Origin of the sequence: Pseudomonas sp. TAA207 (assembly GCF_001529285.1) — a bacterium.
Taxonomy (GTDB): Bacteria; Pseudomonadota; Gammaproteobacteria; order Pseudomonadales; family Pseudomonadaceae; genus Aquipseudomonas; species Aquipseudomonas weihenstephanensis.
Genome location: NZ_LLWJ01000065.1, coordinates 175,439 through 189,589, shown reverse-complemented (window position 1 = coordinate 189,589; position 14,151 = coordinate 175,439). Strand labels below are relative to the sequence as shown.

The following is a 14,151-nucleotide window of genomic DNA, read 5'->3' as shown; positions in this document are numbered from 1 at the left end:
GTCAGGGCTGCTTCAGCGGGCGAACGCAGTGCGCCACCGAGTCATCACAGGCGCCTTCAATCACACGCCAGCCACGGCTTTCGCCGTCCATGCGGCAGGCCGACAAGTGCGAGCTTTTAGCCGCCTGTTGCAGTTTTTGTTGCAGCAACCGGGCGCTGCTGAGTGCCTGACATTGGGTCGCGCCAAGGGCGCTGGCCAGGTCCAGGCTCTGATTGGACAGTTGGTCGACATTAAGCAAGTCATCGAGATAACCCCGCTGGCTGCCCAGCGCGGCGTAATGCGCCAGCCCATCGTCAATCAGGCGCGGTTCGATCAAAAACAAACGCACCGAGCGTCGAACCGAGTTGGACTTGAAACGAAACAGCGCACCCACATAAGGGATGTCACCGAGCAGCGGCACTTTGCGCACACCTTCGCTCAGTTCGTCGCGGTGGATACCGCCAATCAACAGGCTTTGGCCGTGCCCGACGCGGGCCACGGTGTCGACCACGGTGCGGTTGATGGTCGGGATGCCCTCGGGGCCGGAGCTGTTGGGTTTTTGGCTGCCGTCTTCGATGTGCAGGCTCAAGCTGATTTCAGGTTTGTCGCCAAGCTGAATCACCCGTGGGGTCATTTTCAGCATGGTGCCGTAGGTGATGGACTTCAGTTCCGCGACCCGTTCACCGGTCACTTTCACGTAATAGGTTTCGCTGTGATCAATCACCGCCAAGGTGTTTTCCTGGGTTAGCAGAGTCGGTCTCGACCCCACCTGCGCGCGGCCCTGGCTTTCGAGCAAGGTGACGCGAGCCATCAAAAAGTCCAGGCCACGGCTGTCGACCAGGCTGGCGCCGGGGGCTTGCTGCCCTTGGGCGCCAGAGCCGCTGGTGCGAATATCAATCAGTTTTTTTGGCCCCAGACCGATGCCCACATGCCAGTCCACGCCCAGTTCGGCGAGGTTTTCGGCGTTGATGTCCACAATCGACAGCGCCACTTCGATGCGCGCCGAAGGCCGGTCGAGTGCCTCGATCAAGCGTTTGTACATCGGCATGCGTTCAGCGCTGTCACGCACCACAATCGCGTTGAGCGAAGGCTCTGCCTGAATCACCGCGCGCCCGGAGCGGGCAGGCGGGCGGGCGCCGCTGGTTTGACCGTCCACCGACACCACATTGGCATCGCCCAGCACTTTGGCCAGGATCGTGGCGACACCCGGTGCTTGAATATCGTCTTCGCGGTATTTGATTTGACGGTCTTCGGCCGAGGCGTATTTGAGCGGGAAAATTTCCACCGACAAGTCGCCCGTCTTTTCGCTGCGCAGGGTGGATTGCTGTTCAAGGGCCTGCGCGGTTTGTTCGATCACATCCAGATAACGCGCCGGGCCAGAGACATACACTAGCCGCCCGTCGCCGCCTGAACGCCAACCAAAGCTCGGCTCCCATACGCCCGCAGCCTGCAAAGCCTGTTGCAGGTCAGACTCGGTGACTTGTTCGAGCTTGATCAGTCGCGACTGCATCTCGGTGCTTTTGAACACGTACAGCACGGCACCGTCGTAGTACCAGATCAGGTTGTACAGCGAGGTCATTTGTTGCAGGAAGTCTTGCGGCGTGGGCAGGTCGAAACGGCCGCTGACCTGATCGTTGACCTTGTCACTGACAATGACCGGGCTGTCGTAGTTGGCGCCAAAGTTGATCAACACATCGCGCAGGTTTTCACCCTGGGCGACGTAGTGGTAAGGCAACGGTGCCCAGTCCAGCTCTTGCGCGGCGGCCGGGAGCGCCGCGCCCATCAGCAGCCATGCCGCAGCGCGCAGCCAGTTCAGGGACGCCATAAGGTTTGGGTCCATTGAGGGGCCAGTGCAGCCTGCTGCAAATCGGGTGTGATCGACTCCACAATGCCTACTTGCGCGGCCACCACCCGTTCAAGTTCATCCAGCTCAAGGGCAGCCAATTCAAGGCGGGCTTCAAGCAGCAAATGGCCCTTGTCATCCAGCACCAGCGCCTGGGGGTAGCGGCGGCTCCAGCGTGTGACGTGTTCCAGCAGCGAACGCAGCACGTCACGCTGGTTGGCGGCGTCGGCGCGGGCCTGCCAATTCAGAGGGCTGTGAACGATCAGATCGCCACCCTGGCGCGCAAGAAACAGGCTGTGGCCATCAATACGCAGGTGATACACCCCCGTTCGATCGGCAACAAAAGGCCCTTGGCCGGTACGTGCGGCCAATCCAGTCAATAAACGTTCCATGAGTCCTCAGTGCAGCGGGCGGTCAGGAGCCTTGCCAGTAAAAGTGATCCTGGGCCTGACACAGGCTGCGTTCGTGCAGCCAGTGCTGAACGGCGTCGGCAGCGCTCGCGTCTTCGTCCAGTTTGATCAGCGGCTCCCACAAGGAGATAAGCGCCAGTGGCACCGGTGAAAAACCATCCAGCTTGCCATCGGCCAACAGTACCGCCACGCCTTGATGCCAGTTGGGCCACGCGTGTCGGGCCTGCTCGGAGATAACGCCCAGTTTGCGCGCCAGCTCGGCCATTGCGATTTCAGTGTCGACCTGACGGCGTGCCACTTCTGCCAGTTCATGTGCGACCAATTGCGGATCGGCATCGTTGGCCTGGCGCCAGAACTGCGCCTTGATGCGCAACTGCCGGGCCTGCGTTTCGAACTCGATCAACGACGCTCGCCAGCTCGGGATCGCCTCGTCAAACAGGCTTTCCCACCAGCTGTAGACCGGCAACAGTACCCAGTCAATCAAGGTTTGCGGGCTGGCCAGATTGATTCGGTCGCCCAACCATTCACACCAGTTAGCCCCTTGCTCGCGGGCCTTGCTCAGCACCAATTGCACGTCACCGCGCTCCAGCGCCATGCCGCGTGCCAGACGCTGTTGCAACCAATTGGACTGAAACAGCTGCTCCAGTTGCTCGCGGGGTAACAGGCGCTGCATGAGCATCAGCTGCCGGGCGCTGATGATGTCGCCGTCGCGGTACACCTTGCCCGAAATACAACCGGCGACATTTCCCCGCGCGCGCGCCTCCTGGCTCACGACAGAGACGCGCCGGCCGGCGAACATCCCTTGGCGGGGACTTTGATTTGGGTCTTCCTGGCTCATTCTCTGCCTTGACTGTTTTGTTACGTGACACGCACATCAGGGTCTTGCGTTGCGTGGCAATCTTACTGATGAGGGGCGCGAGTGACTTGCAATAAACGTCCGTTTTTTTTAGTCCGGGGCTATTCTTTGCCCTGCCGCGAACGGCTGGGTGTGCAGGCAAACCGGCGGCGGTAACTCTGGGTGAAATACGACTGGCTGGAAAAACCGCTTTCCATCGCGATGTCGACAATGCTCATTTCGCTGTTGAGCAGCAGATGATGCGCATACAAAATCCGCCGTTCGCTGATCCAGGCCCTGGGTGATACGCCGTAGACCGAACCGAACAACTCTTTGAACGTGGTCAGGCCCATCCCAAACTCGCGTGCGAACTCACTCAAACGCCACTCTTGCAGGTAATGGGTTTCCATAAAAGCTTGCAGGCGCTCCACATGGCGATTGCCCTGCTGGCGCAACACCGCCATCAACGCCGGTCCTTGCGGGCTGAATGCCAGCAACATAAGCAACTCTTCCGTGCGCAACACCGCCAGCGCGGGCGGGTGCTCATGCACCAGCAAGCCTTTGAGCCCTTTTATGCAGTCGGCCAGCAACGGTGTGCTGGCAAATGCAATCATCCCGCTCCCCGGTTCTTCACAGCGCTCCACTTCGCTGAGCAACGCGCCAAAGCGCTGTACAAAACTTTGCAAACGCGTGACCGATAAAGGGATCCAAAGTACGCGCGTTTCTTGCCCGCCCGTACTTACCACGTAATTACCACGTCGGGCAAAGATCAATTCACCCGGCGCCAAACTAAGCGTTGTATTGACATCTTGAACCGTCAGGCTGCCTTCAATGAGTACAACAATTCCTTCTTCGGTGTTGGACATGAACTCGAAGGCGGGTATACACCATCGGCACTGCGTTATTCGTTGGCCACGTAAACTGGCACCTTGCATAGGTAGTGATCCTGAACGTGTGCGGCGTATCGACGCGTCATTACTGACAGACGTATGAGCACACTCTATCTCCATGCACATGCGTAAATTCGCATATTGCTGATTCTAGAAAGCAAGCCAGGTCATGAATAAGAGTAATTATTCAAATTTAGAATAATTACTCTTATTCAATGAACCGCTCAATATGAGTCGAACTGTTCGGTGTTTCGGCTGCAATCCGAAATCGTTTAATTATTTATAACCAGACGTGCAACACGGTATTACTGCGGGCGGTTAATACGGCAATTGGGGTAACACGTTAAAGGGCTCAGTTGCAGGTGCACCGCTTGGCCCGGTACCACCTGTTGCCACCCGCGTGCTTGAACCGAACCTGCCTGTGACCACGCCAGTTCACTTTTAATCAGCCACTGACGATCCTTCGTCGCAGGCACTTTGAACTGCACACCCAGCGGTAAGGCTGACACCCGATAGTCGGACGTCGCGACCTTGCGAGGTTGCCCTTGACTGACTTCATACACGCGAATACGCACATAGGCCCCCTGGGTCAAGACCAGGCGGCTGCTCACTGTCCCTGTGAGGTCAAGCGTGTGTTCGGGGGCGGCGGGGTGGCTGACACAGCCCAGCAGCGCACTGGCGACCAATGCGCAGGTCGCCACGCGCCTCATGGCCGCCGAACCCGGCGTTCATACAAAGGCGTGATATCGCCGTCCAGCAATCGCTGCAAGTGCTGTTCGCTCTTGGGGCTGGTGGGCAACTCAGTGCCCAGCCAGTCCAGCAGTTCGGCCAGCGTGACGGGTGCAGCTGAGGGGTTGGCCCCCGCGTTCAGCGTACGCCCGTGGAATGTCCCCGCCTCTGTCGGGGCTTCACTCACGGATAAAGGTGAAACCCCCGCGCTTTCGATCTTCATGACAGGTTCACACCCTCATGCCCGCAGGCTTGGCGGCCTGCGGTGTGACACACGCTTGTTCAGGCAATAACTGCTGCCAGAACTCGGCATGGTCCAGCAAATTGGCCAGCGTTTTCTCGAAGTTTTCCAGCGTCAATTCTGCGGCCGGCAACTGGGCATACAGCTGCACCTGGCCGGTGGTTTCATCAAAACCGAAATGCAGATCGAAGCGATACCAGCGACGGTTGAAGCTCGCCAACTGGCGAAAAATACCTTCACCCAATGCCTCCAGACCGGCCACATTGGCTTCCATGACCAGCCGGTGACGGCCACCCAAAAGCACCAGCGTCACGTGTAACTGCTCATCAAACAGCAACGTCGCGACCCCGTCAGCGTCGAGCGACAAGGTGGGCAACCCACTGCGATTGGCAAATTCGGCCAGCAGCCGATTAACCCTGATCGTTAAATCCATGCTTGTCTCCTCGGACTAGGCGAATGCTAGCACCAGGTCACAACCTGATTTTGTCACTGGTAGACTTATCTTTTAAGAAAAAAGCCACATCTCTGTGGCTCTTTTCTTACTTATGACGCTGAATCAAACAACTGCAGCAGCGGCTCTCCACGCGGCCACGTAGTTTTGTGAGAGTTCATGAAGTGTCTGGATCAGCTCTTTCATGGAATTAGAGTTATAACTCAGTTGTTCATCAACTATCTGTTTGCGGCTTTGTGCAATTGACGCATCCACTTCATCTTCTTTGGCGTTGGCCTGAACTTCACCTTGGCGCACTTGCACCGAAGTATTGGCCATTTGCCCCAGTGATTGGTTAACACCATTGATGGCCTGGAAAGTGGTATTGCGCGTGTCTATCTTCTTTCCTGTCCTATTAAGTAGGCTGCTATCAAATTCTTGCGCTTGCGCCCACGGTGCCGCGACAGTTTTGCGCTCTGCGTCAGTGGTTTTACCCAACGATTGCATCTTGGCGTCGATTAATTCATTGCGTCCGGCAATGGACTTTTCCAGTTGGCCTTCCTGCTTGATGGCTTTGCCATTTTTGCTGGCGCCCACCGCGCCAATAATCGCCGTACCCACCGCCATGATCCCGGAGATGACCGCCATCGCAATCATCAGGTTGGCGCCCGAGCGCATTTCAGCCACCTGGGATTTTTGCGCGTCGATAATCGCGGTGTTTTCGCTGTCACGTTGCAGCACGCCCATCTCGCGGGCTTTTTGTGCGATGCGAAACAACAGCACCATCAGCTCAACCGTGGTGTCCAGCTCGCTGGTGACTTTGCCCAGGCTGACGGGGTTGAAGTTTTGCGTCGGTTTCACCAGTTCGATGCTACCGGCCGGGCTGGTGGCAGGTGCCGCCAAAGCGGCTGCGCCGTGGGCTGTTTCACGGCTGACCGGTGCCGGGCTTTTTTCAACAGCAGCGGCTGCGCCGACTTCGCCCAGCGCCCGAGGGCTGACACTCATATCAATCATCATGTTGTGGCTCCTCAAATCGCCGCAGGACGGCTGGACAGGTTATGCAGCAGGTCGCCTTTGGCATTGATCATCTGGAAGATCTGTTCCATGACGTGGGTAAATGCCTCGACCATCCGGCTCAGTTCTTCCCTGAGTGTGTCCATGACGGTCTGGAACGCGGTCAACTCGGCACGGTTTTCCAGCACGTCGGCCTGGCGCAGTGCGGCATGTGCCTGATAACCGTTATTCACCGCCTGGGACGCGCCATTGGCAACGTCCAGCGTCACGTCGGCCACTTGCACACCCAGCTTGGCGCCATGGGACATGGACATGCTGGCCGCGGTGCCGAACTTGCTGCCCAGGTCTGCAACTTTGCTGGCCAGGCTGGCGGTCAGGTCAGCCACCTTGGTGCCCATCTTCGCCCCGAGCTTGGCAATGCCCGCGGCTGCAGAGCCGCCGAAGCTGACGACTGCGGCGAGCAAGGCGACAGCGATTTCAATGCCCATCAATGCCGGGCCGAGCTTTTCCATCACCTCTTTACTGATCAAGCCCGCAGCCGCAGCTGCCTGTACGGACTGGGACACGATGCCCATCACGCCGCCGGCGATCATCAAGGCACCGGCGACTGCGCCCGCGCCGGTGGCGACCATGATTGCGCCCACGATGATCGAGGCCACAGCACTGATCCAACCGAAAATTTTGGCTGCAAGACCCGACTTCTGGGCCTCCTTGGCAGCGTCTTGCGACTCTTGAATCTTCTTCTGGTTTTCATCCATCTTTTGCAGGTTTTGCTCGCGCGCCCGCTTGATGTCTTCCAGCTTGTTGGCTTTTTGCGCGCTTTCCAGCTCGCCCGTAATACGCGCCAATTCAATCTCGAACGCTTGCGGTGAACTCAAGCGCGCCAAGGCCAGGCGCGGGACTTCAGTGATCAGCTGTTGCGTGATGCCGGTGCTCTGAATCACCGAGCTGACCAATTGGTTGATGTTGGCCAGGGTCTGAGGTTTCAAACTGTGGGCAACGCCGGGCGCCGGGGCAGGTAACTGCACCCCTTGTGACGCCACGGCAGATGACGCGTTAGCCTGAACCCGACTGACGGTGACATCCTGCTCGCGCGCTGTACGTTTGGGCGCAACCGGTTCGGCAGATGACACTGCCGCCGGGTTGAGCCCAACGCGATCAATCGCTGTTGGAATCATGTTGTTGATCCTTTCTGATGAGTACGGCTTCCAATAAAGCGCCTGCACGCTCGGCTAACGCCGCGTGTTCAGGGTGCGCTGTGGCCAAGGCCCGGGCCGAATAGAAGCCACTTTCGGCACCGTCGAGATCACCCAATTGCAGGTGACACTCAGCAGCGTGAAACGGGAAGCGCGGCTCGTTGACATCAATCACCGCGCCGTAGCTGTAGCTCTGTACCGCTTGCTCAAATTGCCCCATGGACTGGCGGCAAGCGCCCAACCCCAGGAAGAAGCGCACGTCGTAATGGTCAAGCATGCACAGCGCCTGAAACACCTTGTGCGCGGTCTCCCATTTGCCCGCTTGATAATCATTGAAGGCCAGTGAATACAGCTGTTCCAGGCTGTCGGCAGACACATCGCGCAGCATGGCGAGCGTGCCGCCGTCGCGCAAAAACGCTTCCATTTCCTGCTCGCAGGCGTCTTGAGTGGGTTGGGTCATGGGGCGTTCCTTAAATGGCATTGAGAATGTCGCGCAGCAGGCTGTCGTGTTTTTGCACAAAGCGATTGAGTGCTTCGATGGCCGCGTTGTAACGCGAGCTGACATCGTTGAGCAGGGTGGTTTTCTCGCTCACTTTGTCATTGAGCGAGCGCGAGCGATCCCCCACGGTGGTGGCCAGATTGGCGACCGGGTTGTTGTCTTTTTCGAAGGCGTAACTGTTTTTCAAATCAGCGGCCTTGATTGCGCCGCTTTCCTTGGGCACGCCGCTCAAAAAGTCCTTGATGCTGATCTGCGTCTTGTTCTTGGCGGTGTCCAGCCGGGTCAGCAGGGCGTACTCCGCGCTCTTTAGCCAGGGTTGCTCTTCGCTGTAGCCATACAGCGCTTTGTCGAGCAAGTTGAGGCCGCCCGCGTCGGTCTTGCTGATGTCGATATCGGATTTGGACGATAACTTGGCATTGATTTGCGCCTGCACCACGCTGTAAATCGACAGCTCACCGGTCAGCTCTTTCAGCTCATCGCGCAGCTTGAGGCGCTTGGCATCTTGCTTCTCCAGCACCCCGACATACACATCGATCACGTCATCGTCGAGTCGATCCGCCGTGAGGCCAAAATGGTTGAGCGCTAAAAAGTCGCTCAGTGGCCACGCGGTGTGGGGGTGGGCGTTGGCATACTCGGTGAGGGTTTTTTTCACGCCGTTAAGGCCGTTTTGCAGCTGGCTTGCATACCCGCCATTGGCAAGCTTGGCGTCGGGCGGCAGCAAAAAGGCCAACACTTTGTTCATCTGTGCCGACGTCAACTCGGTGCCTTCGTGGGACACGCGGATCTTGAGCGTTGCGAGCAGGCTTTGAAGCTCGGTCAGCGCCGCCGCATCGTGACCGCGCAGTTGGTCCAGCGCAGTGCTGGTCACATCGCTGAGAAATTGAGTGGTGTGGGTGTAGTGGCTGATGCTCATGCTGAGTCCTTAAACCATAAGGCCGCGCATCCGGGCAGGGCGCCGCATGCGGCTACCTTCTTCGGCGGCGGGACGTTGGGCGGCGCGCATGCGCTCGACTTCCTTGAGCAATTCTTGCTCGGCGGCTTCAATCAAACGACTCGGACCTGGGCGAAACACCCGGTCGCGCACCTCGGGAGAGAGCCCCAGGCCCTCCCACATTTCCGAGAGCAAACGGCTGCGCTGGGCATTGTTTTCAATGGCCAGTTTTGCCGCCTGGACGGTATTTGCATGGGTGCAAGGGTCTTTGTTCATGCGCCCTATAGTAGGGATAGCGCGCGGGCCTTCCTGTCAGGCACGGTCGAGTTTTTGTCGTTTTCGCATGTCTTGTAATGAGCACACGCGGTTGGCGTCCAGCTCGAACCAGCCGGGTTGTGGCTCGCGAGCACCGGCCCAGCGTTGATAGAAACGGCCCAGGCGCGCACCGGCCAACGGGCTGTCGGCCAGCACTTGGACATTGCCGTACAACCAGGCAGGCGCTGGCAGCATGCTGCGCGCCGCTTCGGCCAACACGTACAGTGCAGCAAACGGGTTGGCCAGCCCGAGGCGTTCATCGAGCCTGCGAAACATCACAATCCATACCCGCTGGCCTTCGCAGCGCCACGCCACTTCGCAGCCGCTGTCGACAAATCGCCAGCCCAGTTGAATGCCCGTTTTACGCAAAAAATGCGCGCGCACCCCGTAACCGTGCTGCTCAAACCACTCGCTTAGCGGGTCTCGTTTCACAGGGCAATGCGTCCCAGTGGCTGGATGTTGATTTGCTGCGTCAGCTCCTGATATGACAGCACCGGCAGGCCGTAGTAATCGCTTTCAATCAACTTGCGCACGTAGCGGCGAATGTCCATCGAGACGATCAGCACCGGCTTGCTTTGCATCTGTGACAGGTCGCCTACGGTGTGGCGCACTTGCTGTAAAAACGCCTGCGTCACGCTGGGGTCCAGCGCCAGATAACTGCCTGCGCTGGTCTGGCGGATGCCGCCGCGAATCTGCTCTTCAACCTGCTGGTCGAGCAAATACGCGGGCAGGATGTTATTGCCACTCGAATACTTGTGGCAGATATAGCGTTTGAGGCTGCTGCGGATGTATTCGGTGAGTTGCACCACGTCCTTTTCCTTCTGGCCCCATTCCACCATCGCTTCCAGAATGGCCCGCAGGTTACGGATGGAAATGTCTTCGCCTACCAGCCGCTGAAGGATTTCGGTCATGCGTTGCAGGGGGATGATGCGCAGCGCTTCTTTCACCAGCTCGGCGTAGCTGTGTTCCATCTGCTCCAGCAGGTAGCGGGTTTCCTGGATGCCGATAAAGTCTTCGGCGTACTCGCGCAGCACATGCGACAAGTGCCAGGTCAGTACCTGATCCATGCTCAACACGCTGCACCCCGAGCGCTCCAGTCGCGGCTTGTGTTCCTCGCTGACCCACAACGCGGGCTGCCCCGGCAGCACCGGGTCGCCTTCTTCGAAGGGCACGCCGAGCAACTCCAGCTGGCTGCTGCGCTCTTGCACCAGCAATTGCGCCGCTCGCAAGCGCCCTCGCGCCACGGGCACTTCCTGCAACTGGATCAGGTATTCGCCTTCCTTTAGTCCTTCATTGAATCGCAGGTGAATCCCCGGAAACGGCACGCCGAAATCCAGATACAGGGCGCGCCGCACCCGTATCAGTTCCTCGTTCAGCGAGAATCCCTCAAGACTTTGCTGCATGCTCGCATCGACGTCGATCAGCAGCGGCACGGTCATGGCGAACTCTTCCTTGTCGCTCAGGCGCCCGCCCTTGGTCTTGCCCGAGGACGGTTTGCTGCGGGGTTTGACGGACGGCGCGCCTGCGCCCTGCGCCAGCAAGGTGGGCAAGTCGTGCGACTCGTCGGCGGCCGCCACGCCGCGCTGGCGCAGTACCATCCAGTAACCGCCGCCACCGACCAACAGCGCGAGGGCAAAAAAGGTCACGGTCGGGAAGCCCGGAATCAGGCCGAACAGCACCAGCAATACGCCGCCAATCATCAGCGCTTTGGGTTGAGCCACCACCTGGTCGCCGATGTCGCTGCCCAGATCAGTAGAGCTGTCCGAAGAGTCGCGGGTCACGATGATGCCCGCAGTGATCGCGATCAGCAGCGCCGGTATTTGCGTGACCATGCCGTCGCCCACCGTCAGCACCGAATAGAGCTGCAAGGCGTCGGCGGCGCTCATGCCTTTTTGCGTCACGCCGATGGTGATGCCCGCCAGAATGTTCACGAAGATGATGATCAGCCCGGCGATGGCGTCGCCTTTGACGAACTTCATCGCGCCGTCCATCGATCCGAACATCTGGCTTTCTTTCTCGATCATCGAGCGCCGATCACGCGCTTCGTTGACGTCAATCACGCCTGCGCGCATGTCGCCGTCGATGCTCATCTGCTTGCCGGGCATGGCGTCCAGCGAGAACCGCGCACTGACCTCCGCAACCCGTTCGGCCCCTTTGGTGATTACCAAAAACTGCACGATGGTGATGATCAAAAACAAAATGCAGCCTACGACCAGATTGCCGCCGACCACAAAATTACCGAAGGTTTCGACGATTTTGCCCGCGTCGGCTTCGAGCAGAATCATGCGTGTGGTGCTGACCGACAGCGCCAGGCGAAACAGGGTGGTAATCAGCAGTACCGCCGGAAACACCGAAAATTGCAGCGGCGAGTTGATATAGACCGACATCATCATCAGCACCACTGAAATGGTGATGTTGATCGCAATCAGGATGTCCAGCAGAAAGGGCGGCAGCGGCAGCACCATCATGAACACCACGGCTAGCAGCATGACTGCCAGCATGATGTCTTTGCGCGCGCCCAGGCGGGTCAGAAACTCCGTGACTTCAGGCATGGGTGTCCCGCAGGCCAAGGAAATGATCGTAAGTGCTACGCGCCCGCTCAAGCTGGCCTTGCACCTGTTGCGCCCGGCTCAGGCACGCCCACAAGGCGGGGTCGTTTTCGCCCTGCGCGAGCAAATGCTCGCAGTGTTGCTCGGCCTGTGCGCCCAGTTCCAATTGCAGTAATGCCACCACCAACGCCTTGCGCGCGGCATGTTGCTGCGGCTCGGCACTCAGCACGGCTTCAAAAAAAGTGCGTGCGTGTGCCGGTTGAGCGCATTGCAGTTGCACCCATCCGAGTAGCAACAGCAGCTTTTGCTCAACTGGTTTTAACGTCATGTCACTCATACCTTGTGCAACAAATTCAGGGCCATGCGCAGCAGATGTTCATCGTCACTGCGTTGCGCGATTAACCCCGCAGCGGCCTGTAACGGTGCGCTGTCCGAGGCCTGGAGTGTGTGGCGTAACCCGTTGAGTGCCTGGCGAAACGCCTGCGGGCGCAGCAGCTCATGGAATTGGCCGGTGGGGCGCGCCAGGCTGAGCCATTGCTGCTCGGCGCGACGGGCCGGGTACAAGGCATCGAAATGTGCCTCGACACTGTGGCCGTCCGGCGGTAACACATAGCGTTCGGGCAGCCCGGCCAGTTCGTGTTCGCTGCCGATTTCGCTGAGCTGTTCGATCCCGATATGCAGGCCGCTGATGCGACTCACGGTGCGATGACTTCGTCGCGCACGCTGATCAGGGTCCGCAGCGCCTGATGCAACACCGGCGCCGTGACACGGCGTGCATCCAGGGTGATGAGTAACAGCAAGCGTGTTTCACCCGACCAGCCACAGCGCAGTGGCAACTCGGGGGCTGCGCGGCTGTAACTGCGCGACATGGCACGCAGCATCCCTTGGTGCGCCTGATGCCACGGCAACTCCAGCGCCAGCCACACGGTCAGGCCGTTGGCGTGTCGCTCCAGTTGCAGGGTGCCCATGTGCTCGAATTCCAGCTGGATCAAATCACTCAAGGGCGAGGGCAGCGCCACGCCCATGTCCTGACAGAACTGGGCCAGCGCCTGATCAATCCACTGCATGCTGTTTACTCATTGGGCTTGCCATTCGTCCTCTTCCTGGTCGATGGCCAAATCCATGGCCAATTGACAGGCATTGAGCAGATTGTGCCGCTGCTCCTCATCGGCAAAGATTTCGATCGGCAACAGGCGCAGCAAGCGCTTTATTTCGCGATAAAAGGTGATCACTTCGGCCACGTTGTTGAGCGCCATTGACTGGCCCATGCGCTGAATGTCTTGCACGGTGACCCAGCGTTTATCCACCACGGCCACCAGGTCGCCCATCAAGTCAGAAGGCCCGTATGCCATGCCCTTGTTCTCCTGTGACCAGTGCTTTCCAGAGCGCGTGAACCTGATCGGATAAACCGGCCAGGATTCTGAGCTTGGACATGTCGCTCATCACGCGCTCCAGCTTGATCGGGTCGAGGCGCGTTTGCTGGCTGTCCAGGTCGGCACTCAACGCTTTCATCATGAAGGCGGTCACCCCTTCGATGGCCGAGCTGGCGAAGCGGGCCTGAATGTCATTCCAGGCGGCCGACAGGCCTTTGTAATCGAGCACCGCATCACGGTAGGTGTCGCGCAACGCTTGCACATCGCCCACGCCAAGCTGTTCGGCGTGCAGCGCCAGCGGGCCGATACTCAGGCCGGTTTCAATGGCTGCGCCATGCTCGTCCGCCATCTGCAACAAGGCTTGATCGATCAGCGCCAGCAGAGCACGGGCATCGGTTTTAGTGGCCAGGGTCTGGCGTGCAAACGACAGCGCCACGAACTGATGGCTCACCTCGCCTGAAAAGCCTTTGAGGTACGCCTTGAGCTGCGCCATGTTGGTCAATTGCCCGCTCGCCAGCTGCGCCACCAGGGTTTCAAGTTTTTGTTGGCGTTCGAGGTCGGGCACCTTGTGCAGATACTCTTCGAGCATCTCTTGCACTTCGCTCAGGCGGGCCTGGCCGTCGCTGATCTTGCGTTTTGCGAGTGATTTTTCCACGCGTTCGGAAAACGCAAAGGTCAGTTCTTCTGCGGCATCGGCCATTGATTGGCTGGTGGAAATGTACTGCACGCGTTCGCCTTGAAAGCTGCCGCTCAGGCGTGGATCGGGGTTGCGCGATGGCTCGACCTCGCGATCCGGCTGTGCGGTCGGCGCCAGCAGGTTCTGGATGTTGGCCATAGAGGTACTCACTCTCGTGCAGCTTTGAAGAAGAGCTCCATTGTAAAAATATGCGGGGTGGGGCGGCTGCCAAAATCCGTCG

At 58.9% G+C, this 14,151-nt stretch carries 19 protein-coding genes; all 19 read right to left on the bottom strand.

All coding sequences use genetic code 11. The features are described from left to right. Position 1: 1 nt before the first annotated feature. Positions 2-1,804, bottom strand: coding sequence for a type III secretion system outer membrane ring subunit SctC (gene sctC / locus AP059_RS11980; protein ID WP_082706843.1), 1,803 nt, complete (start codon positions 1,802-1,804; stop codon positions 2-4). Continuing rightward, complete coding sequence (locus AP059_RS11975) at positions 1,792-2,214, bottom strand: YscB family type III secretion system chaperone (protein ID WP_059765487.1); 423 nt, start codon at positions 2,212-2,214, stop codon at positions 1,792-1,794. The genes sctC and AP059_RS11975 overlap by 13 nt, the downstream gene beginning before the upstream one ends. A gap of 22 nt (positions 2,215-2,236) precedes the next feature. After that, positions 2,237-3,004 carry a T3SS regulon anti-activator ExsD domain-containing protein gene (locus AP059_RS11970; RefSeq protein WP_305728846.1) on the bottom strand — a complete coding sequence of 256 codons (768 nt, stop codon included), beginning with the start codon at positions 3,002-3,004 and terminating at the stop codon, positions 2,237-2,239. Positions 3,005-3,189: 185 nt separating this feature from the next. Continuing rightward, positions 3,190-4,002 (bottom strand): helix-turn-helix transcriptional regulator, encoded by an 813-nt coding sequence (locus tag AP059_RS11965; protein ID WP_059765484.1) that lies wholly within the window; start codon positions 4,000-4,002, stop codon positions 3,190-3,192. Between the two features lie 260 nt (positions 4,003-4,262). Beyond that, a complete protein-coding gene (locus AP059_RS11960; RefSeq protein ID WP_082706842.1) occupies positions 4,263-4,667 on the bottom strand; it encodes a YscW family type III secretion system pilotin in 405 nt (134 codons plus the stop codon). Further along, positions 4,664-4,909 carry a T3SS regulon translocated regulator ExsE family protein gene (locus tag AP059_RS11955; protein ID WP_048364092.1) on the bottom strand — a complete coding sequence of 82 codons (246 nt, stop codon included), beginning with the start codon at positions 4,907-4,909 and terminating at the stop codon, positions 4,664-4,666. Before AP059_RS11955 ends, AP059_RS11960 begins: the two co-directional genes overlap by 4 nt. 7 nt (positions 4,910-4,916) lie before the next feature. Next, positions 4,917-5,360 carry a type III secretion system chaperone gene (locus tag AP059_RS11950; protein ID WP_059765481.1) on the bottom strand — a complete coding sequence of 148 codons (444 nt, stop codon included), beginning with the start codon at positions 5,358-5,360 and terminating at the stop codon, positions 4,917-4,919. Positions 5,361-5,483: 123 nt separating this feature from the next. Continuing rightward, positions 5,484-6,374 carry a YopD family type III secretion system translocon subunit gene (locus tag AP059_RS11945; protein ID WP_059765478.1) on the bottom strand — a complete coding sequence of 297 codons (891 nt, stop codon included), beginning with the start codon at positions 6,372-6,374 and terminating at the stop codon, positions 5,484-5,486. 11 nt (positions 6,375-6,385) lie between these two features. Continuing rightward, positions 6,386-7,549, bottom strand: a complete 1,164-nt coding sequence (gene sctE / locus AP059_RS11940; protein ID WP_059765476.1) for a type III secretion system translocon subunit SctE — start codon at positions 7,547-7,549, stop codon at positions 6,386-6,388. Beyond that, positions 7,530-8,027, bottom strand: coding sequence for a SycD/LcrH family type III secretion system chaperone (locus AP059_RS11935; protein ID WP_048364095.1), 498 nt, complete (start codon positions 8,025-8,027; stop codon positions 7,530-7,532). The genes sctE and AP059_RS11935 overlap by 20 nt, the downstream gene beginning before the upstream one ends. Before the next feature lie 10 nt (positions 8,028-8,037). Then, positions 8,038-8,979 carry a virulence-associated V antigen gene (locus tag AP059_RS11930; RefSeq protein WP_059765474.1) on the bottom strand — a complete coding sequence of 314 codons (942 nt, stop codon included), beginning with the start codon at positions 8,977-8,979 and terminating at the stop codon, positions 8,038-8,040. 9 nt (positions 8,980-8,988) lie between these two features. Beyond that, positions 8,989-9,273 carry an LcrG family type III secretion system chaperone gene (locus AP059_RS11925; protein WP_059765472.1) on the bottom strand — a complete coding sequence of 95 codons (285 nt, stop codon included), beginning with the start codon at positions 9,271-9,273 and terminating at the stop codon, positions 8,989-8,991. A gap of 36 nt (positions 9,274-9,309) precedes the next feature. Continuing rightward, positions 9,310-9,744, bottom strand: coding sequence for an LcrR family type III secretion system chaperone (locus AP059_RS11920; protein WP_059765470.1), 435 nt, complete (start codon positions 9,742-9,744; stop codon positions 9,310-9,312). After that, positions 9,741-11,864, bottom strand: a complete 2,124-nt coding sequence (gene sctV / locus AP059_RS11915) for a type III secretion system export apparatus subunit SctV (protein WP_059765468.1) — start codon at positions 11,862-11,864, stop codon at positions 9,741-9,743. The genes AP059_RS11920 and sctV overlap by 4 nt, the downstream gene beginning before the upstream one ends. Continuing rightward, complete coding sequence (locus tag AP059_RS11910) at positions 11,857-12,189, bottom strand: tetratricopeptide repeat protein (RefSeq protein WP_059765466.1); 333 nt, start codon at positions 12,187-12,189, stop codon at positions 11,857-11,859. Before AP059_RS11910 ends, sctV begins: the two co-directional genes overlap by 8 nt. A 5-nt stretch (positions 12,190-12,194) precedes the next feature. Next, positions 12,195-12,560 carry a YscX family type III secretion protein gene (locus tag AP059_RS11905; RefSeq protein WP_048364101.1) on the bottom strand — a complete coding sequence of 122 codons (366 nt, stop codon included), beginning with the start codon at positions 12,558-12,560 and terminating at the stop codon, positions 12,195-12,197. After that, entirely contained in the window at positions 12,557-12,928 is a 372-nt protein-coding gene (gene sycN / locus AP059_RS11900) for a type III secretion chaperone SycN (RefSeq protein ID WP_059765463.1), read from the bottom strand. The genes AP059_RS11905 and sycN overlap by 4 nt, the downstream gene beginning before the upstream one ends. 9 nt (positions 12,929-12,937) lie before the next feature. Next, positions 12,938-13,213, bottom strand: coding sequence for a TyeA family type III secretion system gatekeeper subunit (locus AP059_RS11895; RefSeq protein ID WP_048364103.1), 276 nt, complete (start codon positions 13,211-13,213; stop codon positions 12,938-12,940). Further along, positions 13,194-14,069, bottom strand: coding sequence for a type III secretion system gatekeeper subunit SctW (gene sctW, locus AP059_RS11890; protein WP_059765461.1), 876 nt, complete (start codon positions 14,067-14,069; stop codon positions 13,194-13,196). Before sctW ends, AP059_RS11895 begins: the two co-directional genes overlap by 20 nt. Between the last annotated feature and the right edge of the window lie 82 nt (positions 14,070-14,151).